The organism is Micromonospora sp. CA-269861 (assembly GCF_050948505.1).
Classification (GTDB): domain Bacteria; phylum Actinomycetota; class Actinomycetes; order Mycobacteriales; family Micromonosporaceae; genus Micromonospora.
In genome coordinates, this window is sequence record NZ_CP192014.1 from 2069939 (window position 1) to 2094910 (window position 24972).

Sequence of the window (24972 nt, forward strand, 5' to 3'; positions counted from 1 at the left end):
CGGAACTGCCGGATTCTGGACTAATCCGAACATAGTGGGCGTAAGCCGGGCCTCTCCGCTCATCGAGCCAATCCGGTGCGAGGAGCTGAGCCGAGGCGCGCACGGCGTGGGCCGCCCGAGCTGTGCTCGGACGGCCCACTCACTCGTGCCCGTGGCGTCAGATGCGAGACCACTTCTGGTTGGCGGCGCCGAGGCAGTCCCACAGGTGCAGCTTGCCGCCGTTGTTGGGGTTGGCCTCCCGTACGTCCACGCACTTGTTGGCGTTGAGGTTGACCAGGTCACCGGAGGCGTTGAGGGTGAAGCGTTGTGCGGTGTTGCCGTTGCAACTGACCAGGTTGACCTCGGTGCCGTTGGCGGTGCCGGCCCAGGCCGGGTCCATGCACTTGCCCATCGCGCGGACGGTGCCGTCGGAGGCGAAGGTCCAGCTCTGGGCCGCCGTGGTGTTGCAGTCCCAGATCTGGAGTTTGGCGCCCTCCACCGGGTTGGCGCCGGGGATGTCGATGCAGCGACCGCTCTGCGCACCCCTGATCCGGCTGGTGCCGGGGGCCGGGTCGCCCCCGCCGCCAGAGGTGTAGCTGGACACCCGGACGTAGTCGACGAGCATCTGCTGCGGGAACTGCGTCGAGCCGTCCGGGTAGCCGGGCCAGTTACCACCGACCGCCACGTTGAGGATCATGAAGAAGGGGTGGTCGAACACCCAGCGGTTGCCGCCGAGCCGAGCGGGATCGACCCGGTGGTACTGCACCCCGTCGATGTACCACGTGATCACGTTCGGCTCCCAGTCCACCCGGTAGGTGTGGAAGGCGTCGGCGAGCGGCGCCCCGAGGGTGCGGCCGCCCGTGATGCCGCCGCCACCGGAGTAGCCGGGCCCGTGCACGGTGCCGTAGACGGTGTTGGGCTCCCGGCCGATGTTCTCCATGATGTCGATCTCGCCGGCGTCGGGCCACCCGCCGCCGGTGCCGAGCATCCAGAAGGCCGGCCAGATGCCCTGACCACGCGGGATCTTGATCCGGGCCTCGAAGCGCCCGTACGTCTGGGTGAAGGTGGCCGCCGTCAGCAACCGCGCCGATGTGTACTCGCAGCGCCCGTAGTGGCACTGGTAGTTGGCGGGGTTGTCCCGGCGGGCGGTGATGACCAGGTTGCCCTGCCCGTCGTGGACGGCGTTGCTGGTGCTGTTCGTGTAGTACTGCCGCTCGTTGTTGCCCCAGCCGCTGCCGCCGATGTCGAACCGCCATTTGTTCTGGTCGACGGGCGTGCCGGCCGGCGAGTTGAACTCGTCCTGCCAGCTGATGGGGCCGATGGCGGCCTCGGCCCGGTCGGGGTGCGCCGGGAGGACGAGCGCCGTCGTGGTCGCGACGAGGGCGACCGCCAGGAGTACGAGGGGGCGGAAGCGGAGGCTGGGCCGGGCTGTGAACACGGGAGGCTCCTCAGCGTGGGGTGGTGGTGGTGAAGGCGGTTTACCAGGGTAGAGAGCGCTCTCTAAAGCGAAGCATGTCGATATCATGTCTTTCTGTCAAGAGTGTTTCCAATATCACGACCGTCCGTTACCGCCCGATGCTGACGAGTGAGCGGCAGGGCGCCTGCCCCGGTCACCACCGGGGGAGTGGTCGATGCCTCCGGGATGGACCGAGCGGACCCGTCGCCGGGAGGCCGGCGCGGCCGAGGGTTACTCGATAGCTGTCGAATCGACCCTTCCTATTGCCGTGGGGCGTCCACGCGGGACAGGATGACGAGGCGTGCCGGAAACTTTCCCGTAACCTGCGCGCTGCTGGTCTCTGTCACAAGGAAGTGGGAGTCAGTCATGAGCGAGGCGTCGACGGCGCTGGGTGTGCGCCTCTACCCGGATCTGGTCGAGCGGGGTGGCCTGGCCCCCGCGCTCATCGAAACCGCTGCCCGGCACGGGCTCGATGTCGGCCGGGTGACAGCGCCCGAGCAGGGGCGGGCCCGGTTCACCTGCGCCGAACTGCACTCCGACGAGGGTGTGGTCTGCGTGGGGCTGGGTTCGCAGGCCCGGTACTTCATGATTGACCTCCGCATCTCGGGAGAGGTTCTCGCGCGCGGTGACGTCATGGACCTGGCGCAGGTCGCCCAGGTGGCAGCGGCCTGGCGGGCCGGCCTGACAGTCGCCGAGCTGACCGCCCGGTTCCCGTTCATGGAGGAGATCAAGCACCGCCCGGCGCCGGTGGCCCAGGTCAGCTAGACGGAGCGGTCGGGCAGGTCAGCAGCGCAGCCGAGGTGGCAGTGGGGCCTCGACGCCGACGCCACGGTTGAGGTAGGTCGACTGCACGAAGGCGACGAAGCGTTCCGCGTCGGTCGCCGTGGAGGCCAGTCCGAACGAGACACGGACCGCGCCGCCCGTCGGCAGGCGCAGCGCGGCGAGGTACCTGTCGATCGTGTCGACCCCCGCCAACAGGCGCTGCCGCGTCGACGTCCGGCTGATCCCGAACGCGCCCTCGCCCGCGCCCGGGTTGCAGAAACAGCCGGTACGCAGGGAGAAGCCGGAGGCCGCGGCCTCCCGCGCCACGAGCCGTTCGTCGACGAGCGTGCCGTCCGGGTGGCGCAGGTTGAACGTCACGGTGCCACCGCGCCCCGCACCCGTCGTCGGCCCGTACACCTGGACCAGGGGGCCACCGGTGTCGTGCCGCAAGGTGGCCAGCCGCTCCAGCAGCCATTCGGTGAGCAGACCGACCCGGGAGTGGACGAGGTCCACGCCGATCGAGTCGAGCCAGCGCAACCCGAACTCCACGTCCGGGATGCTCAGGAAGTTGAGCGTGCCGTCCTCGAACGCCGACTCGTCGTCCATCGGCCGGTGCCAGTCGCCCTGCACGCTGACCGCGCGGATCGTGCCCCCGGCGAACCACGGGCGGCGCAACCGGGCCAGCGCCGTACGGCGGGCCAGCAGCGCGCCGACCCCGGTGGGGTAGCCGAAGAGCTTGTACCAGCTCAGGCACACGAAATCGGGCCGGACGACGCTGAGGTCCAGCCGGTTCGTCGGCGCGAAGGCGGCGGCGTCGAGCAGCACGTCGTAGCCCTGCTGGTGGGCCAGTTCCACCCAGTCCAGCGGGTGCTGCACCCCGGAGAAGTTGCTCTGCGCCGGATAGGCGAACAGCCCACGGCGACCGGGCCGACCCCACCGACCGGCCAGGCTGCCCCGGCCGGCGTCGAGCGCCGCGACCAGGTCCGACTCGGCGACCCGCAGCTCGGGCCCGTTCAGCGGCACGTAGCGCACCGGCGCGCGGGCCGACCGGGCGTACTCGCGGATGCCGTTGACCGAGTTGTGGTTGTCCCAGGTCAGCACCAGCGGCGCGGCCCGGCCGAAGTCGTACGCCTCGCCGACCAGCCGGCAGGCGCCGCTGGCGTTCGGGGTGAACACGACCGCGTACTCCGCCGGGTTGGCGCGGAAGAAGTCGAGCACCGCGCGCCGCGCCGACTCCACAAGCGAGCCGGCCGCCACACTCGTGGGGTTCTCCGAGTGGGGGTTGCTGTACAGGCCGGCGAGCAGCCGATCGTGGTGTGCGCGAACCTGGGCCTGGGCCGCCACCCCGGCCCCGGCGTAGTCGAGGTACACCTGCCCGTCGGTGTCCAGGTGTCGGTACTCGGTGGCGCGCAGCTCGTCGATCCGGCCGGTGGCGGCGTATCCCGGCAGCGCGGAGGGGGAGGCGTGCGGGATCGGCTCAGGACGCACGACGGTAGTCCCGTCGGAGCAGGACCGCCCAGGCCGCGCCCAGGAAGAGCAGCACGAAACCGCCGAGCACCAGCCAGTCGACCCACACCGGTCGGGAGAAGCTGTCGCCGTACGTGGCCAGCAGCGGCGGGCCGAGCGGGGAGCCACCGTCGCGCCAGAGGCGCTCCACCCCGGCGGTGTGCCCCAGGCCCTCGAACGCCCACCGGTTCGACATCGCGTAGCTGAGCCACTGCCCGCCGACCGCCATGGCCGGCACCGGCAGGATCGCGCCGACGAACAGCACCTGTGGGAAGCACAGCATCGGCAGCATGAGTGTCGCCTGGGCAGCGTCGGACACGGCAGCCGAGCACAGCAGGCCGAGGGCGAGCGCCGCCGCCGAGGAGAGCAGCAGGGTCGCGTACAGGGCGGCGAAGTCGGCGCCGCCGACCGGCGGCAGCCGGTCCATGCCGCGCAACACCCCGAGCAGGGCCAGATCCACCAGGGCCAGCAGCGGCAGCAGCACCGCGACCTTCGCCAACAGGTACGGGGCCAGCCGGACACCGGCCAGCCGCTCCCGGCGCAGGATCGGCAGCTCGGTGCAGATCTGGAGGAGCCCGTAGGTCAGCCCGAAGAAGAAGCCGCCGAACGCGATCCAGAACAGGATCATCACGGTCACCGTCGGGCTGGGCCTGGTCGGCTCGAACGCCCCCGGACGGAACAGCAGCGCGAACATGCCGAGCACCATCAGTGGCGAGCCGAGCAGGATCGCCAGGGTCAGCCGGTTGCGGACGACGATCTCGGCGTTGCGCGCGGTGAGGACCGCCCACTGGCGCAGTCGGCCGACGTGCCGGGGCGGCGTCGCGGCGCTGTCACCAACACCGGTGGTAGGGGGCGGCTGCTCGGTGTCGCGTTCCTCGGCGAAGCGATCGGGCCACTCGGCGGGGTGCGTCGCTTCGTCGAGCCGAAGGTGCACCTCGACGAGGGACCGCAGGCCGAAGAACTCCCGGGCGGCGGCCGGGGTGCCGGTGAACGCCAACCGGCCCTGACGGGTCAGCACGACGACCCGGTCGCAGTGGTCCACGTCGGTGACCTGGTGGGTGGTCAGCACGACTGTGGCTCCCGTGTCGGCGAGCGCGCGGAGCACCCGGAGCAGCTCCACGGCGATCGCCGGGTCCAACCCGGAGGTGGGTTCGTCCAGGAAGAACACGCCGGGCCGGGTGAGCAGCTCGACGGCGATGCTGGCGCGCTTGCGTTCACCACCGCTGAGCAGGCCGACAGGCGTGGCGGCCCGGTCGGTGAGGCGCAGCTCGGCGAGCACCTCCGCGACCCGGTCGCTGATCTCGGTCGGCCCGGTGCTGGAGGGCAGGCGCAGCCGGGCGGCGTACCGCAGGGTGCGGGCCAGGGGCAGCTCGCGGTGGATGATGTCGTCCTGCGGAACGACGCCGACGGCACCGGCCGCCGCCGTGCCGTCGTAGGTCAGGGTGCCGGCCGTCGGCTGCTGTATCCCGGCGAGGATCTCCAGCAGGGTGGTCTTACCGGCGCCGCTCGCACCGATGATCGCGACCAGCTCGCCCGGCACGATGTGCAGAGAGATGTCGGCCAGGATCTGGCGACCGCCGCGGACGCTCTGGCCCAGCCCCTCAGCGGCGATGCCGACACCGGCACGCGGGGGAGACGTGGTCTGCTCGGTCGTCATGTCGAGTGCTCGATCCGGTCGGGGAGTGGTCCGCCTGAATATCGTGCCTCGCCGATGCTACTGAGCGACCGCGCAGTGCGCCCGGAGTGGACGGTCAGCGACAGTCGTCCGTTCAGCCGGTGGTGGTCCGCGCCTGCGCCGGCACCTGGAGCAGATCCAGGCAGTTGCGCCACAGCGTCTCCAGCTGGGTCGGATCGTTGAGCAACTTCGCGAGCAGGACCCGCCCCTCGATCTGGGCGACGATCGATCGGGCGGCCTCCCGGCTGTCGACCGACTGGCCCGCCAGGCCGCGCTCCTTCGCCTCGACGACGACCTGCTCGATGAGGCTGATCTGCTCCTCGAAGATCTCCTGGAGCCGGCCGCGGATCTCCTCGGCCTGGTTGCTGAGTTCGAGGGCGAGGTTGCCGAACAGGCAGCCCGCGACCACGCCGGCTTTCTGCTGGCCGACGCGCTGCACCTCCTCGGTGGCCTCGAACAGGTCCCGGAGCCGCTGTAGCGGGTCGCGCTCGCTGCCGAGCAACTGCTCCCACTGGCGGCGCTGGGTGACCCAGTGCTCGTCGATGACGGTGCGGGCGAGCGCCTGCTTGGACTCGAAGAAGTAGTAGAAGCTGCCCTTCGGCACGCCCGCCGCCGCGCAGATCTCGGCCACGCCGAGCGCCGTGTAGCCGCGCTGCTCGATAAGCGTGGCAGCCGCGTCGAGGATCTTGTTCTTCGCGTCACTGGTCCGTCCCATGCTTTGACGATACACGACCGGTCGGCTAGTTTTTAGTAGACCAGTCGTCTAGTGGAAGTGGTTTCTTCATGAACAGCAGTCAGGGACAGAAGGTCGTTGTGATCACCGGCGCCTCCCAGGGCATCGGTGCCGACCTCGTGGACGCCTACCGCAAGCTCGGGTACGGCGTCGTGGCGACGTCGCGCTCGATCGGCGCGTCCGACGACCCGGAGATCGTCACGGTCCGGGGCGACATCGCCGAGGCCGACACCGCGGAGCGGGTGGTGCGTGCCGCTCTGGACCGCTTCGGGCGGATCGACACCCTGGTGAACAACGCCGGCGTCTTCGTCGCCAAGCCGTTCACCGACTACACCGACGAGGACTTCGACCAGGTCACCGGGATCAACCTCGCCGGGTTCTTCCACCTCACCCGCCGTGTCCTGCCGCACCTGCTGGCCAGCGGCGCCGGTCACATCGTCAGCATCACGACCAGCTTCGTCGACCAGCCCAACTCGAACGTCCCGTCGGTGCTCGCGTCGTTGACCAAGGGCGGGCTCAGCTCCGCCACCAAGTCGCTGGCCATCGAGTACGCGACTCGCGGCGTACGGGTCAACGCCGTCGCGCCCGGCGTCATCAAGACCCCGATGCACCCGGTCGAGACGCACCAGACGCTCGCGGGCCTGCACCCCGTCGGCCGGATGGGCGAGACCAGCGATGTGGTCGACGCCGTCGTCTACCTCGAGTCGGCCCCGTTCGTCACGGGCGAGATCCTGCACGTCGACGGCGGTCAGAACGCCGGTCACTGACTCCACCCCCACACCGAGAAGGGAGTAGGCGATGCCGATCGTGACCATCCAGATCACCCGTGAGGGAAGCACCGCTGGCGCGTCCGCAGCGACCGCCGAGGAGAAGGCCACCCTCATCAAGGGGGTGAGTGAACTGCTGCGGGACGTCCTGAACAAGCCGTTGACGTCGACCTTCGTGGTGATCGACGAGGTGGAGACCGAGAACTGGGGTCGTGGTGGCCTCCCGGTCGAGCAGTTCCGCCAGCAGCAGGTGCGCGAGTAGGCCGAGGATGCCCGCCGATTGGGCGGGCCTTCCGTACCGGGTGGTGCGGATGTGCCCGCCAGTCGGCATCGCTGATCATTCCGTGCGACCGTTGCCGGGTGATCAACACGAGGTTGGTCACCCGGAAGGAGACCGTCTCGTGGATCTGCCCGACGACCTGCTCACATTGCTGCGCGAGCCGAGCACCTGCTTTGTCACGACGCTGATGCCCGACGGCTCACCACAGCTCACCCAGACCTGGGTGGACACCGACGGCACGCACATTCTGATCAACACGGTGGAGACCCACCAGAAGACGCGAAACGTCCGACGGGACCCGCGGGTGGCGGTGGCGATCTCCGACCCGCAGAAGCCAGGCCGCTACCACGAGGTTCGGGGGCGGGTGGTGCACACCAGCACCGAGGGCGCCGCCGAGCACATCGACAGGTTGGCGCAGCGCTATCTCGGCGGGCCGTACCCGTGGTTCGGTGGCCGTGACCAGGTCCGCATCATCCTGACCATCGAGCCCGACCGGGTGCGTTCGATGGGCTGACGGCGGCCCCCGTCTCGGCTGGGCCGCCGAATGGGTGCTGGTGTGCGCCGCGCTGGGCTCTCGGCCCGGGGCAGGCATGAACGGTCCAGGTGGGGGAAGACCGGGCGTTCCACCGCCGAACAGGAGACCCGGGATGAGAGCCGTCGTCTACGCGGACGTCCGGACCGTCGCGGTGCGGGAGGTGCCCGACGCGACACTGGAGGCGGAGACCGACGCGCTCGTGCGGATCACCTCCACCGCCCTGTGCGGCACCGACCTGCACATGTACGACGGACGGACCAGCGCCGAGCCCGGCCTGGTGCTCGGTCACGAACCGTTGGGTGTGGTGCAGGAGGTCGGCGCCGCGGTGCAGACCGTCCGGCCAGGGACTCGGGTGGTGATCCCCACGCACCTGTTCTGCGGCACGTGTGTGATGTGCGCCCGCGGGCTCTCGGCGGCCTGTCTGCGGGCTCGGGCCGAGGGGCCGGGCGCGGCGTACGGGTATGCCGGCATGGGCCCGTACCGCGGGGCGCAGGCCGACCTGCTGCGGGTGCCGTGGGCCGACGCCAATTGCGTACCCCTGCCCGGGGAGCCGGGGGACGCCTACGAGGACGACTTCGTGCTGCTCGCCGACGCGTTCGTTACCGGTTGGCACGCCGCCGCCACTCTCGCCGAGGTCGAGGCCGGTGACACGGTGGCGGTGTTCGGCGCCGGCACCATCGGCCTGCTCGGCGCCTACTCGGCGCTGCTCCGAGGTGCCCGGGTCGTGTACTGCGTCGACGGGGTCGACGCCCGGCTCGACAAGGCCGGCGAGATCGGTGCCGTGCCGATCGACTTCCGTCGGGGCGACCCGGTCGAGCAGATCCGCGCCGACCGGTCCCGGACCGGGCTGCCGCTCGGCGAGGAGAAACTCGGCGGGGTCGACAAGGTCATCGACGCGGTCGGGTTCCAGGCCCGCGACCGGGAGCGCCCCGACCAGGAGCGTCCGAACCAGGTGATCGCCGACGCGGCTCGGCTGGTCAACGCCGCTGGCGCGATCGCGGTCGCCGGCGTGTACCCGGACCGGGACCCACACCCCGGCCCCGGCGCGGACAGCCACGAGAACCTGGTCGCGCCGTGGGGAGCGCTGTTCAGCAAGGGGGTCGCGGTCCGGTTCGGCCGCACCCACGACCGCCGCTACACGGTCCTGCTGCGGGACCTGGTCGTCGCGGGCCGGGCGCGGCCCAGCATGATCGTCACCCACCACGGCACCCTCGCCGACGCCCCCGAGCTGTACCGCCGGTTCGACAAGCGGGAGCATGGCGTGATCAAGGCGGTGCTGCACCCGTTCTGACCGGTTGGCGCCGCCGGCATGGCTCGCGACGAACGGCCCGATCACGCCCTTAAGGGACGTTAAGTCGTATGTCCGCCTCCTGGTCGCGCGCCTGACGAGACGATCATCGTCGATCCGGCCCCTCGGTAGAGGCGTGGGTCACACCGTCGACCGAAGGTCGTCGTGTCGTCGTGGCCGTCCTGTCGGCGTGGCGACCCAATCAAGATCATTCGATGATGGCAGGCGGGCCGTCCGCCGCCCCTGCTCTGCTCCGGCAGCGGATCGTGCCTGGTGGCGGGCCTGTCGAGGGTGGCCGGAGTCGATCGCCGGATCGCCTTCCATTTGACAACGTTGCCACCGGCAGGCGAAAGTGCCGTGCGGGGCTGTCGGGGCGGCTGTGACGGGCGAATACTCTGCCACGTCTATATTGCCGGATTGTTACTTTTTCAACAGCCCCTCGCCTTGCGGATGGCCCTCCGGCCGCAATACGTTGCCGTCAACAACAAAACCAAGTGAAGGTTCAACCTTCCGGAGGCAACCGATGACGTTGGCGAGGTGGTACGAGCGATGAGCGACGTGCCCATCCTCCTTGAGATGCGCTCCATCACCAAGGAGTTTCCCGGAGTCAAGGCCCTCTCCGACGTCAACCTGGTGGTTCGCGCCGGCGAGATCCATGCCATCTGCGGCGAGAACGGCGCGGGCAAGTCCACCCTGATGAAGGTGCTCAGCGGGGTGTACCCGCACGGCACCTACGACGGCAAGATCGTCTACCAGGGGTCGGAGAGCAAGTTCTCCGACATCCGGGCCAGCGAGAACGCCGGCATCGTGATCATCCACCAGGAGCTCGCGCTCATTCCAGGGATGTCGATCGCCGAGAACATCTTCCTCGGCAACGAACCGCGCAAGCGGGGCGCGATCGACTGGAAGGCCGCGAACCGGATGGCGCTGGACCTGATGGCCCGGGTCGGTCTGGAAGAGGACCCGGACACCCTCATCAAGGACATCGGGGTCGGCAAGCAGCAGCTCGTCGAGATCGCCAAGGCGTTCGCCAAGGACGTGAAGCTGCTCATCCTCGACGAGCCCACCGCGGCTCTCAACGAGGCTGACTCCCGCCACCTGCTGGACCTGCTGCGTGGGTTCCGTTCCCGCGGCATCACCTCGATCATGATCTCGCACAAGCTGAACGAGATCGAGGCGATCGCCGACCAGATCACCATCCTGCGCGACGGCCGGACCGTGGAGACCCTCGACGTCAAGGCGGACGGGGTCGACGAGGACCGGATCGTGCGGGGCATGGTCGGCCGCGAGCTGAGCAGCCGGTTCCCGGACCACACGCCGAAGATCGGTGAGGTCTTCTTCGAGGTCCGCAACTGGAACGTCCGACACCCGATCTCCGCCGAGCGGCAGGTCTGCAAGAACGAGAGCTTCGTGGTGCGCCGCGGCGAGATCGTCGGCTTCGCCGGTCTCATGGGCGCGGGCCGTACGGAGCTCGCGATGAGTGTCTTCGGCCGCTCCTACGGGGTGTACGAGTCGGGCACGATCATCAAGGACGGCAAGGAGATCGTTCTGAAGTCGGTCGCCGACGCGATCGACAACGGCCTCGCGTACGTCAGCGAGGACCGCAAGGCGATCGGCCTCAACCTGCTCGACGACATCAAGACGTCGACGGTGGCCGCCAAGCTGTCCAAGATCTCGCACCGCGGCGTCCTGAACGAGGTCGAGGAGTACCAGGCGGCCGAGTCGTACCGCAAGGAGTTGCGGACCAAGGCCCCGACTGTCGACGAGAGCGTCTCCAAGCTCTCCGGCGGCAACCAGCAGAAGGTCGTCCTGGCCAAGTGGATGTTCACCGACCCGGACCTGCTGATCCTCGACGAGCCGACCCGCGGCATCGACGTGGGTGCCAAGTACGAGATCTACGGCATCATCCAGCGGCTCGCCGACCAGGGGAAGGGCGTCATCGTCATCTCCTCGGAGCTGCCTGAGCTGATCGGGCTGTGCGACCGCATCTACACAGTGTTCGAAGGTGCCATCACGGGCGAGATCGCCCGGGCGGACGCCACCCCGGAAACCCTCATGAAGCAGATGACCTCGACGAAGAAGATGGCCACACGATGAGCCGATTGAAGGACCTTCAGAAGAACCTGTTCGGAGGCACCACCTCCAACGCTCGCCAGTTCGGAATGATCTTCACTCTGGTGGCGATCGTCGTCCTGTTCCAGATCCTGACCGACGGGCTCACCCTGCGGTCGGACAACCTGATCGCGCTGTTCCAGCAGAACTCGTACATTCTGATTCTGGCCATCGGCATGCTCATGGTGATCGTGGCCGGGCACATCGACCTCTCGGTCGGCTCGGTCGCGGCCTTCGCCGGCATCCTGGTCGCCAAGTCGATGACCGAGTGGGACCTGCCCTGGCCCGCCGCCATCGTGTTCGGCCTCGCCATCGGCGCGGTGATCGGCGCCTGGCAGGGGTTCTGGGTGGCCTACATCGGGGTGCCGGCGTTCATCGTCACCCTGGCGGGCATGCTGCTCTTCCGGGGCGGCAACCAGTTCATCGGTAACGCGAGCACCGTCCCGGTGCCGGAGGGCTTCCGGGAGATCGGCTCCGGCTTCCTGCCCGAGTTCGGTCCGGACACCGGCTACAACAACGCCACGCTGCTGCTCGGTCTGGCCGCGGCGTTGGCGGTGGTGTGGCGCGAGATCCAGGCCCGCAAGACCCGACGGGCGATGGACGCCGACCCGGCGCCCATGTGGATCTCCATCCTGCGGATGGCCATCATGGTCGGCGTCATCGCCTTCGCGGCGCTGCGCTTCGCCAGCGGTCGCGTCGGCACCAGCTTCCCGATCTCCGGCATCATCCTGCTGGTCCTGGTCATCGCGTACTCCTTCTACACCCGCAACACGGCCGGTGGCCGGCACATCTACGCGGTGGGCGGCAACTCCCGGGCGGCCGAGCTGTCCGGTGTGAAGCTCAAGCGGGTCAACTTCTTCGTCATGATGAACATGTCCGTCCTGGCCGCACTGGCCGGCATGATCTTCGTGGCCCGTTCGGCGGCCTCCGGACCGCAGGACGGCAACGGCTGGGAGCTGGACGCCATCGCCGCGGTCTTTATCGGTGGCGCGGCCGTCGCCGGCGGTATCGGCACCATCAGCGGTTCCATCGTCGGTGGTCTCGTGATGGCCGTGCTCAACAACGGCCTCCAGCTCATGGGTGTCGGCACCGACCGCGTCCAGATCATCAAGGGTCTGGTCCTGTTGCTGGCCGTCGCGATCGACGTCTACAACAAGAGCCAGGGGCGCTTCTCCATCATCGGGAGCCTGATGCGGCCCTTCCGCCGCGACGACTCCGCCCCACCCGCCTCACCGCCGGACGCGGAGCGCCAGCCCGCCAAGGCAGCGGTGTCCGGCTGACGGCCACCGATCTCTCTACCCGCCTCACCATCTAGAAAGGCAAGTCCTCACCATGCGTAAATTCTTCGGCACGTCGGTGGTCGCGGTCAGCGCCGCCGCCATGCTTGCCCTCGCGGGTTGCGGCTCCGGCCGTGACGGCGACTCGGGCTCCAAGGGCGAGGCCGCCAAGGGCTTCGCGGCGAACTCCCTGATCGGTGTCGCGCTGCCGGCCAAGACCTCGGAGAACTGGGTCCTCGCCGGTGACCTGTTCACCAACGGCCTCAAGGAGGCCGGCTTCCAGGGTGACGTGCAGTACGCCGGCGCGTCGACCACTGTCGCCGACCAGCAGGCTCAGATCACCGCCATGGTCACCAAGGGCGCCAAGGTCATCGTCATCGGCGCGACCGACGCCGCGCAGCTGTCGACCCAGGTCGCGGCGGCCCACACCGCCGGCGTGAAGGTCATCGCCTACGACCGGCTGATCACCAACACCCCGGACCTCGACTACTACGTCGCGTTCGACAACTTCAAGGTCGGCCAGCTCCAGGGCCAGGCCCTGCTGGACGGCATGAAGGCCAAGAAGCCGAACGGCCCGTACAACATCGAGCTGTTCTCCGGCTCGCCGGACGACAACAACGCCGGTGTCTTCTTCAACGGCGCGATGGACGTGCTCAAGCCGGAGATCGACAAGGGCAACGTCGTTGTCGCCTCGGGTCAGAAGGACGTCAAGCAGACCGCCATCCAGGGCTGGAAGGCCGAGGGTGCGCAGGCCCGCATGGACCAGCTGCTGACCTCGACCTACGGCAGCAAGGAGCTGGACGGCGTCCTCTCCCCGAACGACACGCTGGCCCGCGCCATCCTGACCTCGGTCAAGGGTGCTGGCAAGCCGACCCCGGTCGTCACCGGTCAGGACTCCGAGGTGGAGTCGGTCAAGTCGATCGTCAAGGGCGAGCAGTACATGACGATCAACAAGGACACCCGCAACCTGGTGAAGGAGACCATCAACATGGTCAAGGCTCTCCAGGCCGGTAACGCCCCGCAGGTGAACGACACCAAGTCGTACAACAACGGCAGCAAGGTCGTCGACACGTACCTGCTCCCGCCGGTCGCCGTCACCAAGGCGAACGCGGCTGAGGCGTACGCCAACGACCCGAAGCTCGCGCCGCTCACCAAGTAATCACCGCACGGTAGGTAGCAACGCCGATGGGTCCCGGGTCTCCTCTACCGGGACCCATCGTCGTCCCCGCACCCTCGCACCAACCGGCATCGACCCGGAAGGAGGTCTGACCGTGGCGACACCAGTCCGGGCCAGGCCAGCCGGCGTCGGCCGCAACACCGAATCCCCGCTGCCGTCGGTCCCCGGCGCCAGCCAGGAGGAGATCCGGCGGCAGAACCTCGGCGCTGTCCTGCGCTACGTCCACCTGAACGGACCGACGTCCCGCGCCGAGCTGACCAGCCGGCTCGGCCTCAACCGAAGCACCATCGGCGCCCTCGCGGCCGACCTGGTCACCAGCGGCCTGGTCACCGAGGAGGCACCAGCCACCACCCGCCGGGCCGGCCGCCCCTCACTTGTGGTCAGTCCCCGCTCCGACCGGGTCTACGCACACGCGTTGAGCATCGACGCGGACCGGCTGCGTGCCGCCCGGGTCGGCCTCGGCGGGCAGATCCTCGATCTGCGGGAGATCCCCCGGCCCAGCGGCATGTCGGCGATCGACGCCGTCGGGCCCCTCGCCGATCTGGTCCGTGACATGGAACGCTCCGTAGCCGGCGACGTGCTGCTGGTCGGCGGCGCTGCCGCGGTCACCGACACCACTCGCGACCCGGACGGCAGGATCCGGGTCGCCAGCCTCGACGAGACGCTCGGCGCCGCCCTGGAGGCGGAGTTCAGTGCCGGTCCCGGTTTCGTGGCCGGGGACCTGGCCGACATCGCCGGCCTGGCCGAGCACGTCCGGGGCGTCGCGGTCGGCATCGACGACGTCATCTACCTGCACGGCGACCTGGGCATCAGCGCCGGCATCATCGTCGGCGGCCGACTGGTGATCGGTCACCGGGGTCACAGCGGCAAGGTCGGGCACATGGTCGTCAACCCCAACGGCCTGCCCTGCGGCTGTGGTTCACGCGGCTGCTGGGAGACCGAGATCTCCGAGGCCGCGCTGTTGCGGCACGCGGGCCGTGACCCGAGCGACCGCGCGGCGGTGGCCGAGGTGCTGCGCGCGGCAGAGGACGGCGACCCGACCGCCCGCGCGGCGGTCGAGCAGGTGGCGGACTGGCTGGGCTTCGGCGTGGCGAACCTGGTCAACGTGGTCAACCCGGACGCCGTGGTGTTCGGTGGCTCGCTGCGCGACATCTTCACCGCCGGGGCGGACGTGGTCCGGGCCCGGCTGGACACGATGCCACTGCCCGCCTCCCGCGAGCACCTGCGCCTGCACGCGGCGGCACTGGGCCGCGACGCGGTCCTGATCGGCGCCGCCGAGTTGGCGTTCGACAAACTCCTGGCCGACCCGCTCAATGTCGGCGTCGCGGGCCAGGTGGGGACCGCAGAGTCGGCATAGCCGTCGCGGTGTCGAGTGGATCACGGGGTTGACGCGGGCGGCAGCTCCTCCACCACACTCGTGCCGCTGCCCGGTCGGGACTCCCAGGACCAGGTCTCGTGCAGCCGGAGCCGGCCGTCGTCGAGCACCGTCACCTCGGACACACAGTGCCCCGACGAGGTCTCTCCGTCGGTGTTGAGCTGCACGTACCGGAAGTCCAACAGGTCGCCGTCGCGGGTGCCGACGAGCCGGCCGCGGCGGATCGACCCGCCGACGTACTCGGCCCACACCTCACCGTCCCGCTCGTGGTACGAGAAGACAGTCTCCGTGCCCACCTCGCCGGCGACCACCTCCGCGACGGCGGCGAACCGCCGCCCGTCCAATGACATCGACATGTCGCCGAACCTAGTCGACCACCTTTGGCGTATCAGCTACCGTACGTCGTACGGTAGCAACGTCGGTGGGACGAGGGGAGCGCTGTGGCGACGAGTGGTGACGCGATAAGGGCCGAAGGGCTGCGCAAGCGGTATCGGGACAGGCACGCGCTTGACGGTTTCGACCTGCGGGTACGGCAGGGAACGGTGTGTGGCCTTCTCGGCCCGAACGGGGCCGGCAAGACCACCTCGGTACGGATCCTGTCCACCCTGCTCCGGCTCGACGAGGGTCGTGCCGAGGTGGCCGGGTTCGACGTGACCCGCCAGCCCGAGCAGGTGCGCTACCGCATCGGGCTGGTGGGGCAGCATCCCGCGCTGGACGAGGCACTCAGCGGTCGGCAGAATCTGGTGCTCTTCGGCCGGCTGTTCCACCTGGGGCGCCGCCGTGCTCGCCACCGGGCGGTCGAGCTGCTGGAACGCTTCGGCCTCGCCGACGCGGCCGACCAGCCGGTCAGCACGTACTCCGGGGGCATGCGGCGTCGGCTCGACCTGGCTGCCGGCATGATCCTGGCCCCCTCGGTCCTCTTCCTCGACGAGCCCACCACCGGGCTGGATCCGCGGGGGCGCAACGAGGTGTGGGAGTCGATCCGGGAGCTGGTCCGCGCCGGCACCACCGTGCTGCTCACCACCCAGCAGCTGGATGAGGCCGACCAGCTCGCCGACCGCATCTCGGTGGTCGAGGCCGGGCGGGTCATCGCCGAGGGGACCCCGGACGACCTCAAGGCCCGGCTCGGCGGCGACCGGATCGAGGTGGTCGTCGCGGCACCGACCGACCTCGCCGCCGCCGTCATCCAGGTACGCCGGGCCGCTGACGACGAACCGACTGTCGACGTGGACCGGCGGATGCTGAGCGTCCGGGTCGGTCATCGGTCCGGCGCGCTCGTCGACGTGCTGCGGGCGCTCGACGCCGTGAACGTTCCGGTGGCGGACGTCGCGCTGCGCCGCCCGACCCTGGACGACGTGTTCCTGCACCTCACCGGGCACCGGGCACCGGCCGCCGAGGTGGCAGCATGAGCGCGGTCAGCATGCCGGCCCCGGCGGTGGACCTGACGCCCGGCCGGCCCACCCTCCTGGCCGACAGCAGCACGCTGATCTGGCGCGGCCTGGCCCGGTGGCGACGCGATCCTGGCCCGTTGATCGCCTCGCTCGGCTTCAACATCCTGATCGTGCTGATGTTCGCCTACCTGTTCGGTGGCGCGTTGCAGGTGCCCGGCGGCGGCAGCTACCGGGAGTTCCTGATGCCCGGCATGTTCGTGATGACGATGGTCTTCGGCATCAGCCTCACCACGATCGCCGTTGCCGAGGACCTGGAGCGCGGGGTGACCGACCGGCTCCGGTCGATGCCCGTCTCGCCGCTCGCGCCGCTGGTGGCGCGGGCAGTGGCCGACATGCTGTTCGCGCTCGTCACTCTCGGGGCCCTGCTGCTGACCGGTCTCGCCATCGGGTGGCGGGCGAACGGTGGGGTCGGTGCCACGCTGGCAGCGGTGGGATTGATCCTCCTGCTGCGCTTCGCCCTGATCTGGGTGGGCATCTTCCTCGGGTTGGTCACCCGTGGGCAGACGGCAGTGGTGGCCGTGCAGACCCTGGAGTTCCCGCTCGGCTTCCTCTCCAACGCGTTCGTCGCACCGTCCACCATGCCCGCCTGGCTCGGTGCGGTCGCCGCCTGGAACCCGCTGTCGGCGACCGTCGGCGCCACCCGCGAGCTGTTCGGCAACCCCGGTTGGGGTGGCGACTCCTGGGCGGCGCAGCACTACCCGTGGTTGGCGGTGGTCTGGCCGCTCGTACTGGTCGCGGTCTTCCTGCCGCTCTCGGTCGCCCGCTACCGGCGGCTGGCCGGCTGAGCCCGAACCCGGATGGCGATCATCCAACCTGCCTGGGCCCGCTCGTTGTCGGTGGTCGCGGTTAGGCTCGCCGACGTGGGTGCGTACCGACTCGATCGGGCCCAGGCGCGGCGGATCGCCATCCGGGCCCAACTACTGGCCGCTCCGCGTCCGACCGACCTGCTGACCGTGATCCGCCAACTGACGTTGGTGCAGATCGACCCGACCGCCGCCGTGGCACCCAGCGCCGACCTCGTCTGCTGGAGCCGGCTCGGCTCGTCGTACCAGCCCGCGCAGATGCGCGAGGCCCTCGAACGGCACCGGACGCTCTTCGAGCACCAGGCGATGGTGCGGCCGATGGACGACCTGGGCCTCTTCCTCGCGGCGATGGCGGCGTCGCCCGGTCACGAGCGCCACCGCGAGTGGCTGCGCGCCAACGACTCGTTCCGGCGGGACGTGCTCGACCTGCTCGGCAGTGCCGGTCCGCTGCTCTCCCGGGACATCCCCGACACGAGCGTCGTGCCCTGGCCGTCGTCGGGCTGGACCAACAACCGCAACGTCACCCAGATGCTGGAGTTCCTGGTCCTGCGCGGTGAGGTCGCGATCGCCGGCCGCCAGGGCCGACAGCGGCTCTGGGACGTGGCGGAGCGGGTCTACCCGGCCGGCGTGCCCGCCGTCGAGCTGGAGCAGGCGCGCCGGCTCCGCGACGAGCGACGGCTGCGGGCGCTCGGCATCGCTCGGCAGAAGGCGGTGGTGGTGCCGGGCGAGCCGGCCGAGGTCGGTGCCGCCGGCGAGCCGGCGGTGATCGAGGGCGTCGCAGGGGAGTGGCGGGTGGACCCGGCCGCGCTCGGGCAGCCCTTCACCGGGCGTACGGCGCTGTTGTCGCCGTTCGACCGGCTGGTGCACGACCGGGTCCGCCTCGCGGACCTCTTCGAGTACGAGTACGTGCTGGAGATGTACAAGCCCAGGACGAGCCGACGGTGGGGTTACTTCGCGTTGCCGATCCTGCACGGCGATCGGCTGGTCGGAAAGGTGGACGCCACCGCCGAGCGTCGGCGCGGCACGTTCACCGTGCACGCCGTCCATGAGGACGTGCCCTTCAGCCCGGAGGTGACCCGGGGCGTACACGAGGAGTTGCACGACCTGGCGTCCTGGCTGTCGCTCACCGTCGAGGGCCTGCGCTGACGGGGTGCTCGCCGAGGCCCCCGCGCCCCCGGCGAACACCCGTCACTGCCCACGCGATCCGGCGTCGCGCCCTAGGCGATCCGGCGGACCCGGCGCACCGCGAGGTAGAGCAGGAGCACGGCGAGGGCGACGAAGATGCCCGTCTCGATGCTCTGGAACAGCCAGAACCGGTCCGCCGGTTGGTAGAGCTGCCAGTTGTACGCGCCCGGTTCGAGGCCCAACTCGGACCCGCAGACCCGACCGTCCGGCCCCTTCCCGCCCGGCGGGCACTGGATCCGGGTGTCCTCCGCGATCATCGTCCCGTCCGGGTTGCGGACGCCCTGGGTGAGAATCCAGTCCCCTCGGCTGATCTCCGGTGGCCCTTCCCCCTCGATCGGGAAGGTCTTGGTGCGGGCCTCCTGGTAGTGCGGCCGGGCCAGGATCTCCACCGCCGCCCGTACGCCGATGAACCCGGCGAGCGTGATGCCCATGGCGGGCAGCATCCGCTTCCACACCGTGCCGGCGAAGATGCCGAGCGCCACGGCGAACAGGGTGTAGCCGATCGGGGCGATGCCCTGCAGATCGAAGACGATCATGCCGAGGCGACCCTCCTGGGCGGTCTGGGTCAGCGGCTCGACCCACCAGGACATGCCGAGCCCGTAGCCGATCGCGAGGACCAGCACGGACGCGCCGACCAGTCCGAACTTCACCAGGGCCCACCGGTTCCGGCCGACCCCCTGCGTCCAGACGAAGCGGTGCGTGCCCTGCTCCACCTCGCGGGCGACAAGCGGGGCGCCCCAGAACAGGCCGACCAGCACCGGCAGCGTGATCAGCAGGACGGCCAGCAGGTTGAGGCTGCCGTACTGGTTGCTGAAGCGGTGGAAGCCCGCGTCGCAGGTCTCGCGGGTTGTCTGCGCCACGTCGGCACGGGCAAGCTGGCTGACGCAGTCCGTCAGCCCGAGGTCGCTGAAGGTGCTCCGCATCGACAGGCCGATCGGCACCAGCAGAGCGGCGAGCGCCACGAACGCCAGCACGGTGTAGAGCGCCTGCTTGCGGTGTTGCCGCCAGGTCAACCAGATCATGCTGCTACTCCCCACTCGCTGTGACTGGTCTGCGTGGTGCCGTCGGCAAGGTAGGCCAGCACGACGTCCTCCAGGCTGACCTCGCGGACCGTCCAGGCCGGATCGGTGACCGGCCCGTCGGTGCGGACCAGCAGCGTGGACTGCCGATCGGTGTGGCTGGCCCGGACCACGGCGGCGACGCCCCCGATCACGCCGCCGTCGTGGCGCGGCCCGACGAGCTGCCGGTGCTCGGCGACCAGGTCGTCGACCGCGCCGGTGAGCTGCACCTGGGAGGCGTTGAGCACGATCAGGTAGTCGCAGACGCGTTCCAGGTCGGCCAGCAGGTGCGAGGAGAGCAGGACTGTGGTGCCGGACTCCGCGACGCTGCCCATCAACGACTGGAGAAACTCCCGTCGCGCCAGCGGGTCGAGGCTGGCGACCGGTTCGTCGAGCAGCAGCAGCCGGGGGCGCTTGGCCAGTGCCAGGGCAAGCGCGACCTGGGCCCGTTGACCGCCGGAGAGCTTGCCGACCGGCTTGTCCGGTGGGATGCCGAGCTGCGCCAGCCGCTGGCGGGCCAATGCCGCGTCCCACCGCCTGTTCAGCTTGCCGCCGGCGATGACCAACTCGGACGCCGTGAAGTCCCGGTACAGCGGGGTGTCCTGGGCGACGAAGCCGATGTCGGCCAGGCCCTCCGTGTCGCCGTACGGGGACCTGCCGAACACCCGGACCGTGCCCGCGTCGGGCTTGAGCAGCCCGACGGCCAGGTGCAACAGCGTGCTCTTACCCGCGCCGTTCGGCCCGACCAGCGCGGCGATCCGTCCGGCCGGCAGATGCAGCGAGCAGTCCCGCAACGCCCAGGTGCTGCCGTATTTCTTGCCGAGCCGGTCTGCTTCCAAGACCATGTCCATCCCGTGTCCTCTCGTTCTGCTCGCCACCGCTGCGCGGTCGTGCGAGTGCTTGCGGTGCCTGATGGTTCATGCGCTCTGCTCGCTCACGCGGGCTCCTTCTGCGGGGCGTCGTCGGCGAGGGTGGCGCGCAGCGTCGTCTCCACCAGGGCGATGACGTCCTCGGCCGTGAGGCCGGCGGTCTGCGCCCGGTGCAGCCAGGCGACCAGGTCGTCGCGCAGCTCGGCCTGATTGGGCAGGGACGCGCCGGCCAGGGTGCGCTGGACGAACGTGCCCACCCCGGGTCGGCCGCCGACCAGACCCTCGATCTCCAACTCCCGGTACGCCTTCAGCACCGTGTTCGGGTTGATCGCCAGGGATTGCGCGACGTCCCGGACCTTCGGCAACTGGTCGCCCGGCGTCAGCAGGCCGACCCGCAGCGCCTGTTTCACCTGCTGCACGAGCTGCATGTAGGTGTTCACCTTCGACCGGCTGTCCAGTACGAACTCGATCACTCCCGATGATCCTTCCTGTTGTCCTACGACAGTAGGACTAATAGACAGCTTCATCGGCGACCCTCCGGCTGTCAAGCCCGTCGCGGCACGTTCTGTTCGGGCGCGGCGTGTCCCGTCCGGCGCGCCTGCCCGTCCGTGCCCTGGCCGCGCGGCGGGCCGACCTCGATGGCACCGGCAGGCCAGCGGTTGGCACCGACGGGTCAACCCGACGGGAAGGGACCGGCAGCGATCCGCGTGGACGGGGGTGTTCGATGGTCACCAGCGAACTGACGACGTCGAGGGCGACTCCACTACAGGCCGCCCGCGCCCGAGGTCGCGTACGCGGGCGGCTGATCCTGCTCGGCCCGGCGTTCGTCGCCGCCGTCGCCTACGTCGACCCCGGCAACTTCGCCACCAACTCCGCCGCCGGTGCCCGCTACGGCTACCTGCTGGTCTGGGTCGTGGTGGTGGCCAACCTGATGGCGATGCTGGTGCAGACGCTCACCGCGAAGCTGGGTCTGGCCACCGGGCGCAGCCTGCCCGAGCTGTGCCGGGAACGCCTACCCCGGCCGGTGAACCGGGTGATGTGGGTGCAGGCCGAGTTGGTCGCCATGGCCACCGACCTGGCCGAGGTGATCGGCGGCGCGGTCGCCCTGTACCTGCTCTTCGGCATCCCCCTGCTGCCCGGCGGGATCATCATCGGCACGGCCGCGTTCGCCGTGCTCGCGCTGCGTTCGCGCGGGTACCGCGCCTTCGAGGTCGTCATCGCCGTCCTGCTCGGGGTGATCGTGCTGGCCTTCGCCGCCAACCTGCTCGCCTCCGGCTCGGATCCCGCCTCGGCCATGGCCGGTCTGGTGCCGCGCCTGCAGGGCACGGACAGCGTGCTGCTGGCCGCCGGCATCCTCGGCGCGACGGTCATGCCGCACGTCATCTACGTGCACTCCGCGCTCACCCGGGACCGCATTCCCGCAGCCGACGACACCGAGCGCCGGATCCTGTTCCGCGGCCAGCGCACCGACGTACTGCTCGCCCTGAGCGCGGCCGGCGCGGTCAACCTCGCCATGCTGCTGATCGCCGCGGCCAGCTTCCGGGGCGGCGGTCCGGCCGGCGCGGACAGCCTGGAGGGGGTGCACGCCGGGCTCGGGCAGACCATCGGGACCGCCGCCGCGTTCGGGTTCGCGGTCGCGTTGCTGGTCTCGGGGCTCGCCTCCACGAGCGTCGGTACCTACGCCGGAGAGGTGATCATGCAGGGCTTCCTGCGGCGGCGGGTTCCGCTGCTGCTGCGGCGGCTGGTCACCCTGCTGCCCGCGCTGGCCGTGCTCGCCATCGGCCTCGACCCGACCCGGGCGCTCGTGCTGTCCCAGGTCATCCTCAGCTTCGGCATCCCGTTCGCGCTGATCCCGGTGGTCGCCTTCACCCGTCGGCGCGACCTGATGGGCAACCTGGTCAACCACCCGCTCACCACCGCCGCCGCGTCCCTGGTGGCCGTGCTGGTGGTCGCGCTCAACGCGTTCCTCCTGTGGCAGGTCGTCGCCGGCTGAGCCGGCCGGTCAGCGTCGGCTCCGGCCGGGCTCGGCCGGAGCCGGCGGGGCGGGTGGTCAGGTACGACGCCCCTCGTCGCGGGCGGGGATCTCCTGGCGCTGTTCGAGCGCGTCCGCCGCGTTGGCGTCGGCCGGCAGCGACGTCACCTCCTCGAGCGTGCCCGCCGGGAAGGCGCCCTGCTCGGCCAGGTCGGCTTCGGCCGCCTCCGGGTCCACGTCACCCGACACCCGGTCCGGCGGCCCGACGTCGAACGCGTCCTGTCGTTGCTCAAGGGCATCCGCCTCCGGAGGAGGGAACGTGCCGCCCTGTTCGTCCCGGTACGTGCTCATCGGAGCCTCCCACCCGGCGGGTGTCGACATGCCGCCGGTCCGCTGCCTACCCGCCACCGCCGCAGTCAGGCCCCCCGCGCCGGGCTGATACCCCGCACCGTGGTGGGTGCCCCCAGGTCGACCGGGGCCGGGCCGCCCGAGCAGGCCAGCGCGCCCACCTGGCCGCCGGCGAGGATGGGCGCCGATGCGGTACCGGTCAGCGTCAGCGGCCCGGCCACCCGCGCCCCCACCACAGTGACGTGGTCGGTGGTGCCGGTCAGCGCCACCGCGCCGCGTACCTCGGTGTTCAGCAACTCGACGGCGGTGGCGCGGGACGCCGCCAGGTTGCCGGCGATCGAGGAGCCCTGGGCGACCAGGGCGGCGCCGGGCGCGACGGTGACCGAGCCGGTCACGGTGGCCGCGCGCAGGCAGGTGACACCGGCGGCGACGGTCAGCGGGCCGGCGTGTCGGCCGGTGACCACTGTGGTGCAGGCCGGTGGTGGCGGGATCAGCGTGGCCACGAACGCGCGAGCCGACCCGATGTTGCCCACGGCGTCGATGCCCCGGTACTCGACGGTGTGCCGGCCGTACCCGGGCGACCGCTCGGCGAACGGGGAGACGGACAGACCGCCCGAGCCGAGGTTGCCGTAGACCAGGCCGTCCACGTCGGTGCCGGTGGCGGTGAACAGGAACGGCGATCGGGCGTCGGTGGGCCAGCCGTAGTAGTTGTGCCAACCGTCGCCGTCGAGCCGGAACTCCGAGGTGACCTGGCCGGTGCCGTCGTCGGTGCCGGTCAGCCCCATGGTGAACGGGCCGTTGTACACGTACTCGGGGGGTCGGCCGGGCCGGGTCGTGGTGAGCAGCGGCTCGGAGAGCGCGTACGCCACGTCGGGCCGGGTCGCGTCGACAGTCCAGGTGCGGGTCACCGTCCTGCCGGTGCCCGGGTCGCTGACCCGGGCGGTCAGCCGGTGGGTGCCCGGTGACAGGCGCAGGCCGCCCAGGTCCACGTCCCGGTCGGTGCCGGTGTCGGCCACCGGTCGGCCGTCGAGCGACCAGCGCACCCGAGGCGCCCGATCGGTGGGCTGGTTGGTCCGCACGTACACCACGTCGTGCGCGCCGACCGACCGGTCGGTCGCGGTGGATGCGGTGATCGCCAGCGGTGACTCCACCACAGGCGTACGCACCGCGGTGTCCACGGTCCACGTGCGGGTCTGGGTCAGCGCGGGTGAGCTGCGGACCGCCGGGTCGCGGACGAACTCCGTCGGGTCGGTCACCGTGGCGGTAACCGTGTGCCGGCCGGGGGAGAGCCGAAGTTTCCGCAGGTCCAGGTGGCGGGTGTTGGCGGTGCGTGGCACCGCCCTGCCGTCCACCGACCACGTCACTGTCAACGCATGGCTCACCGGGTGCAGCGTGTCCACCCAGAGCAGACGGTCCGCGCCGACCGCCTGATCGGTGGCCGTGCCGCCCTGCACGATGCCGACGCGGGCGGCGATCCGTTCGGTCATCCGCTCCCGGCCGACCTGGTCGAAGTAGAAGCCCAGCGACTTCATCATCGAGTGCCGGCTCGGTCGCCACACCCCGCGTTGGAGGTACAGGCCGCCCTCGTAGCGGCCGATCGTCCCGCCCGCCTCGCTCGGCTCACCCAGCCAACGCCACCACTTCGCCCGGGTGTCGCGCATCTGGCGCTCGGTCAGCACGGTGTGGTGCACCGAGTCCGGTTCCGGCCCGCTGTAGGTGTCGCCCGGAACCCCACGGCCGTAGTAGTCGTACTCGTCCTGCAGACCACCGAGGGAGTGCCCAAGCTCGTGTGGGCTGATCAGCGCGGAGAGCGCGTTGCCGCCGGAGGCGGTGGCGTTGCTGCCGCCGGCCCCACCGTAGGTGCCGCTGTTGGCCAGTGCGATGAGCTGCCGGTTGCCGGGATTGGTGCCGACGGCCAGGTCGGCGTACGTGTTGGCGGCGGTGCCGTCGACCGTGAGCAGGCGTTGCACGCTCGCCGGGTTGCAACCACCCCAGAAGCCCATGCCCAGCGCGGTGTCACGTCTCGGCGCGGACAGGCCGGGGTCGCAGTCCACCCCGGACTCCGGCGAGGCGATCTCGACGGCGTAGACGTTGAAGTAGCTGCGGTAGGACTTGAACGGCTCGATCGTCCACAGGGTGTTGAGGTGCCGGTCCACGTGCGCCCGGAAGGTGGGCTGGTCGGCCTCGGTGTAGCCGTCGCCGAGCAGCACCAGGTTGAACCGTGTCGCCGGGTCACCGGTGACCTGGATCGGCACCACTGTGGCGCTGGCCATTGGTGCGGCGGCGGCCGGTGTGGCGACCGTCAGCCCCGCCGCGACGAGCGCCGCGACACACAACCCCGCTCTGATCCGCACCCTGCGCCCC

At 70.4% G+C, this 24972-nt stretch carries 23 protein-coding genes; 13 read left to right on the forward strand and 10 right to left on the reverse strand.

What is annotated here, in order from left to right:
* Positions 1-157: 157 nt before the first annotated feature.
* Positions 158-1417, reverse strand: a complete 1260-nt coding sequence (locus ACQP0U_RS09515) for a family 16 glycosylhydrolase (protein ID WP_433317602.1) — start codon at positions 1415-1417, stop codon at positions 158-160.
* Between the two features lie 384 nt (positions 1418-1801).
* On the opposite strand from ACQP0U_RS09515, the gene ACQP0U_RS09520 reads away from it, so the two are divergent.
* Positions 1802-2200: a hypothetical protein gene (locus tag ACQP0U_RS09520; RefSeq protein WP_433317604.1), complete on the forward strand. Its 399-nt coding sequence runs from the start codon at positions 1802-1804 to the stop codon at positions 2198-2200.
* An 18-nt stretch (positions 2201-2218) separates the two neighbouring features.
* Here the strand turns inward: ACQP0U_RS09520 and ACQP0U_RS09525 are convergent, their stop codons facing one another.
* From ACQP0U_RS09525 to ACQP0U_RS09535, 3 genes are all read right to left on the reverse strand, one after another.
* Positions 2219-3685: an aminotransferase class V-fold PLP-dependent enzyme gene (locus ACQP0U_RS09525; protein ID WP_433317605.1), complete on the reverse strand. Its 1467-nt coding sequence runs from the start codon at positions 3683-3685 to the stop codon at positions 2219-2221.
* The gene (locus tag ACQP0U_RS09530; protein ID WP_433317607.1) at positions 3675-5360 is read right to left on the reverse strand and encodes an ATP-binding cassette domain-containing protein; all 1686 of its coding nucleotides are present in this window, start codon (positions 5358-5360) and stop codon (positions 3675-3677) included. The genes ACQP0U_RS09525 and ACQP0U_RS09530 overlap by 11 nt, the downstream gene beginning before the upstream one ends.
* A 112-nt stretch (positions 5361-5472) precedes the next feature.
* The gene (locus ACQP0U_RS09535) at positions 5473-6093 is read right to left on the reverse strand and encodes a TetR/AcrR family transcriptional regulator (RefSeq protein WP_433317609.1); all 621 of its coding nucleotides are present in this window, start codon (positions 6091-6093) and stop codon (positions 5473-5475) included.
* A 68-nt stretch (positions 6094-6161) separates the two neighbouring features.
* Here ACQP0U_RS09535 and ACQP0U_RS09540 point away from each other — a divergent pair, with 68 nt between their 5' ends.
* From ACQP0U_RS09540 to ACQP0U_RS09575, 8 genes are all read left to right on the forward strand, one after another.
* Positions 6162-6878, forward strand: coding sequence for an SDR family NAD(P)-dependent oxidoreductase (locus ACQP0U_RS09540; protein WP_433317611.1), 717 nt, complete (start codon positions 6162-6164; stop codon positions 6876-6878).
* Between the two features lie 31 nt (positions 6879-6909).
* On the forward strand, positions 6910-7140 hold the full coding sequence (locus tag ACQP0U_RS09545; protein ID WP_433317613.1) for a tautomerase family protein: 231 nt from the start codon (positions 6910-6912) through the stop codon (positions 7138-7140).
* Positions 7141-7279: 139 nt separating this feature from the next.
* Positions 7280-7672, forward strand: a complete 393-nt coding sequence (locus tag ACQP0U_RS09550; protein ID WP_433317615.1) for a PPOX class F420-dependent oxidoreductase — start codon at positions 7280-7282, stop codon at positions 7670-7672.
* 133 nt (positions 7673-7805) lie between these two features.
* Positions 7806-8984 (forward strand): alcohol dehydrogenase catalytic domain-containing protein, encoded by a 1179-nt coding sequence (locus tag ACQP0U_RS09555; protein ID WP_433317617.1) that lies wholly within the window; start codon positions 7806-7808, stop codon positions 8982-8984.
* Positions 8985-9530: 546 nt separating this feature from the next.
* Positions 9531-11078: a multiple monosaccharide ABC transporter ATP-binding protein gene (gene mmsA / locus ACQP0U_RS09560; RefSeq protein WP_433317619.1), complete on the forward strand. Its 1548-nt coding sequence runs from the start codon at positions 9531-9533 to the stop codon at positions 11076-11078.
* Complete coding sequence (mmsB, locus tag ACQP0U_RS09565) at positions 11075-12373, forward strand: multiple monosaccharide ABC transporter permease (protein ID WP_433317621.1); 1299 nt, start codon at positions 11075-11077, stop codon at positions 12371-12373. Before mmsA ends, mmsB begins: the two co-directional genes overlap by 4 nt.
* A gap of 52 nt (positions 12374-12425) precedes the next feature.
* Positions 12426-13529, forward strand: coding sequence for a substrate-binding domain-containing protein (locus tag ACQP0U_RS09570; protein ID WP_433317623.1), 1104 nt, complete (start codon positions 12426-12428; stop codon positions 13527-13529).
* Between the two features lie 112 nt (positions 13530-13641).
* Positions 13642-14904: an ROK family transcriptional regulator gene (locus ACQP0U_RS09575; RefSeq protein ID WP_433317624.1), complete on the forward strand. Its 1263-nt coding sequence runs from the start codon at positions 13642-13644 to the stop codon at positions 14902-14904.
* A gap of 20 nt (positions 14905-14924) precedes the next feature.
* On the opposite strand, the gene ACQP0U_RS09580 is transcribed toward ACQP0U_RS09575, so the two are convergent.
* Entirely contained in the window at positions 14925-15278 is a 354-nt protein-coding gene (locus ACQP0U_RS09580; RefSeq protein WP_433317626.1) for a hypothetical protein, read from the reverse strand.
* Between the two features lie 84 nt (positions 15279-15362).
* Between ACQP0U_RS09580 and ACQP0U_RS09585 the strand changes: the two genes are divergently transcribed.
* The 3 genes from ACQP0U_RS09585 to ACQP0U_RS09595 all read left to right on the forward strand — a co-directional run bounded on the left by ACQP0U_RS09585 (position 15363) and on the right by ACQP0U_RS09595 (position 18322).
* Entirely contained in the window at positions 15363-16331 is a 969-nt protein-coding gene (locus tag ACQP0U_RS09585; protein WP_433317628.1) for an ATP-binding cassette domain-containing protein, read from the forward strand.
* Entirely contained in the window at positions 16328-17158 is an 831-nt protein-coding gene (locus ACQP0U_RS09590) for an ABC transporter permease (RefSeq protein WP_433317629.1), read from the forward strand. Before ACQP0U_RS09585 ends, ACQP0U_RS09590 begins: the two co-directional genes overlap by 4 nt.
* Positions 17159-17233: 75 nt before the next feature.
* Entirely contained in the window at positions 17234-18322 is a 1089-nt protein-coding gene (locus ACQP0U_RS09595) for a DNA glycosylase AlkZ-like family protein (RefSeq protein ID WP_433317631.1), read from the forward strand.
* Between the two features lie 71 nt (positions 18323-18393).
* Here ACQP0U_RS09595 and ACQP0U_RS09600 read toward each other — a convergent pair whose 3' ends face one another.
* The 3 genes from ACQP0U_RS09600 to ACQP0U_RS09610 form a co-directional block, all read right to left on the reverse strand.
* Positions 18394-19383 (reverse strand): ABC transporter permease, encoded by a 990-nt coding sequence (locus ACQP0U_RS09600; RefSeq protein WP_433317633.1) that lies wholly within the window; start codon positions 19381-19383, stop codon positions 18394-18396.
* On the reverse strand, positions 19380-20270 hold the full coding sequence (locus tag ACQP0U_RS09605) for an ABC transporter ATP-binding protein (protein ID WP_433317635.1): 891 nt from the start codon (positions 20268-20270) through the stop codon (positions 19380-19382). Before ACQP0U_RS09605 ends, ACQP0U_RS09600 begins: the two co-directional genes overlap by 4 nt.
* An 83-nt stretch (positions 20271-20353) precedes the next feature.
* Entirely contained in the window at positions 20354-20761 is a 408-nt protein-coding gene (locus ACQP0U_RS09610; protein WP_204944225.1) for a GntR family transcriptional regulator, read from the reverse strand.
* Between the two features lie 251 nt (positions 20762-21012).
* Here ACQP0U_RS09610 and ACQP0U_RS09615 point away from each other — a divergent pair, with 251 nt between their 5' ends.
* Positions 21013-22281, forward strand: coding sequence for an Nramp family divalent metal transporter (locus tag ACQP0U_RS09615; protein WP_433317638.1), 1269 nt, complete (start codon positions 21013-21015; stop codon positions 22279-22281).
* Between the two features lie 57 nt (positions 22282-22338).
* Here the strand turns inward: ACQP0U_RS09615 and ACQP0U_RS09620 are convergent, their stop codons facing one another.
* Both ACQP0U_RS09620 and ACQP0U_RS09625 read right to left on the reverse strand, forming a co-directional pair.
* Positions 22339-22611 (reverse strand): hypothetical protein, encoded by a 273-nt coding sequence (locus ACQP0U_RS09620; protein ID WP_433317640.1) that lies wholly within the window; start codon positions 22609-22611, stop codon positions 22339-22341.
* Between the two features lie 65 nt (positions 22612-22676).
* Positions 22677-24962 carry a M64 family metallopeptidase gene (locus tag ACQP0U_RS09625; protein WP_433317642.1) on the reverse strand — a complete coding sequence of 762 codons (2286 nt, stop codon included), beginning with the start codon at positions 24960-24962 and terminating at the stop codon, positions 22677-22679.
* Positions 24963-24972 lie beyond the last annotated feature (10 nt).

Bases quoted from the DNA above. Each gene is read 5' to 3' on its own strand.
- ACQP0U_RS09540 (WP_433317611.1), top strand. From the start codon at position 6,162: ATGAACAGCAGTCAGGGACAGAAGGTCGTTGTGATCACCGGCGCCTCC.
- ACQP0U_RS09600 (WP_433317633.1), bottom strand. From the start codon at position 19,383: ATGATCTGGTTGACCTGGCGGCAACACCGCAAGCAGGCGCTCTACACC.
- ACQP0U_RS09530 (WP_433317607.1), bottom strand. From the start codon at position 5,360: ATGACGACCGAGCAGACCACGTCTCCCCCGCGTGCCGGTGTCGGCATC.
- ACQP0U_RS09555 (WP_433317617.1), top strand. From the start codon at position 7,806: ATGAGAGCCGTCGTCTACGCGGACGTCCGGACCGTCGCGGTGCGGGAG.
- ACQP0U_RS09535 (WP_433317609.1), bottom strand. From the start codon at position 6,093: ATGGGACGGACCAGTGACGCGAAGAACAAGATCCTCGACGCGGCTGCC.
- ACQP0U_RS09580 (WP_433317626.1), bottom strand. From the start codon at position 15,278: ATGTCGATGTCATTGGACGGGCGGCGGTTCGCCGCCGTCGCGGAGGTG.
- mmsA (WP_433317619.1), top strand. From the start codon at position 9,531: ATGAGCGACGTGCCCATCCTCCTTGAGATGCGCTCCATCACCAAGGAG.
- ACQP0U_RS09545 (WP_433317613.1), top strand. From the start codon at position 6,910: ATGCCGATCGTGACCATCCAGATCACCCGTGAGGGAAGCACCGCTGGC.
- ACQP0U_RS09615 (WP_433317638.1), top strand. From the start codon at position 21,013: ATGGTCACCAGCGAACTGACGACGTCGAGGGCGACTCCACTACAGGCC.
- ACQP0U_RS09570 (WP_433317623.1), top strand. From the start codon at position 12,426: ATGCGTAAATTCTTCGGCACGTCGGTGGTCGCGGTCAGCGCCGCCGCC.
- ACQP0U_RS09620 (WP_433317640.1), bottom strand. From the start codon at position 22,611: ATGAGCACGTACCGGGACGAACAGGGCGGCACGTTCCCTCCTCCGGAG.
- ACQP0U_RS09520 (WP_433317604.1), top strand. From the start codon at position 1,802: ATGAGCGAGGCGTCGACGGCGCTGGGTGTGCGCCTCTACCCGGATCTG.
- ACQP0U_RS09605 (WP_433317635.1), bottom strand. From the start codon at position 20,270: ATGGACATGGTCTTGGAAGCAGACCGGCTCGGCAAGAAATACGGCAGC.
- ACQP0U_RS09590 (WP_433317629.1), top strand. From the start codon at position 16,328: ATGAGCGCGGTCAGCATGCCGGCCCCGGCGGTGGACCTGACGCCCGGC.
- mmsB (WP_433317621.1), top strand. From the start codon at position 11,075: ATGAGCCGATTGAAGGACCTTCAGAAGAACCTGTTCGGAGGCACCACC.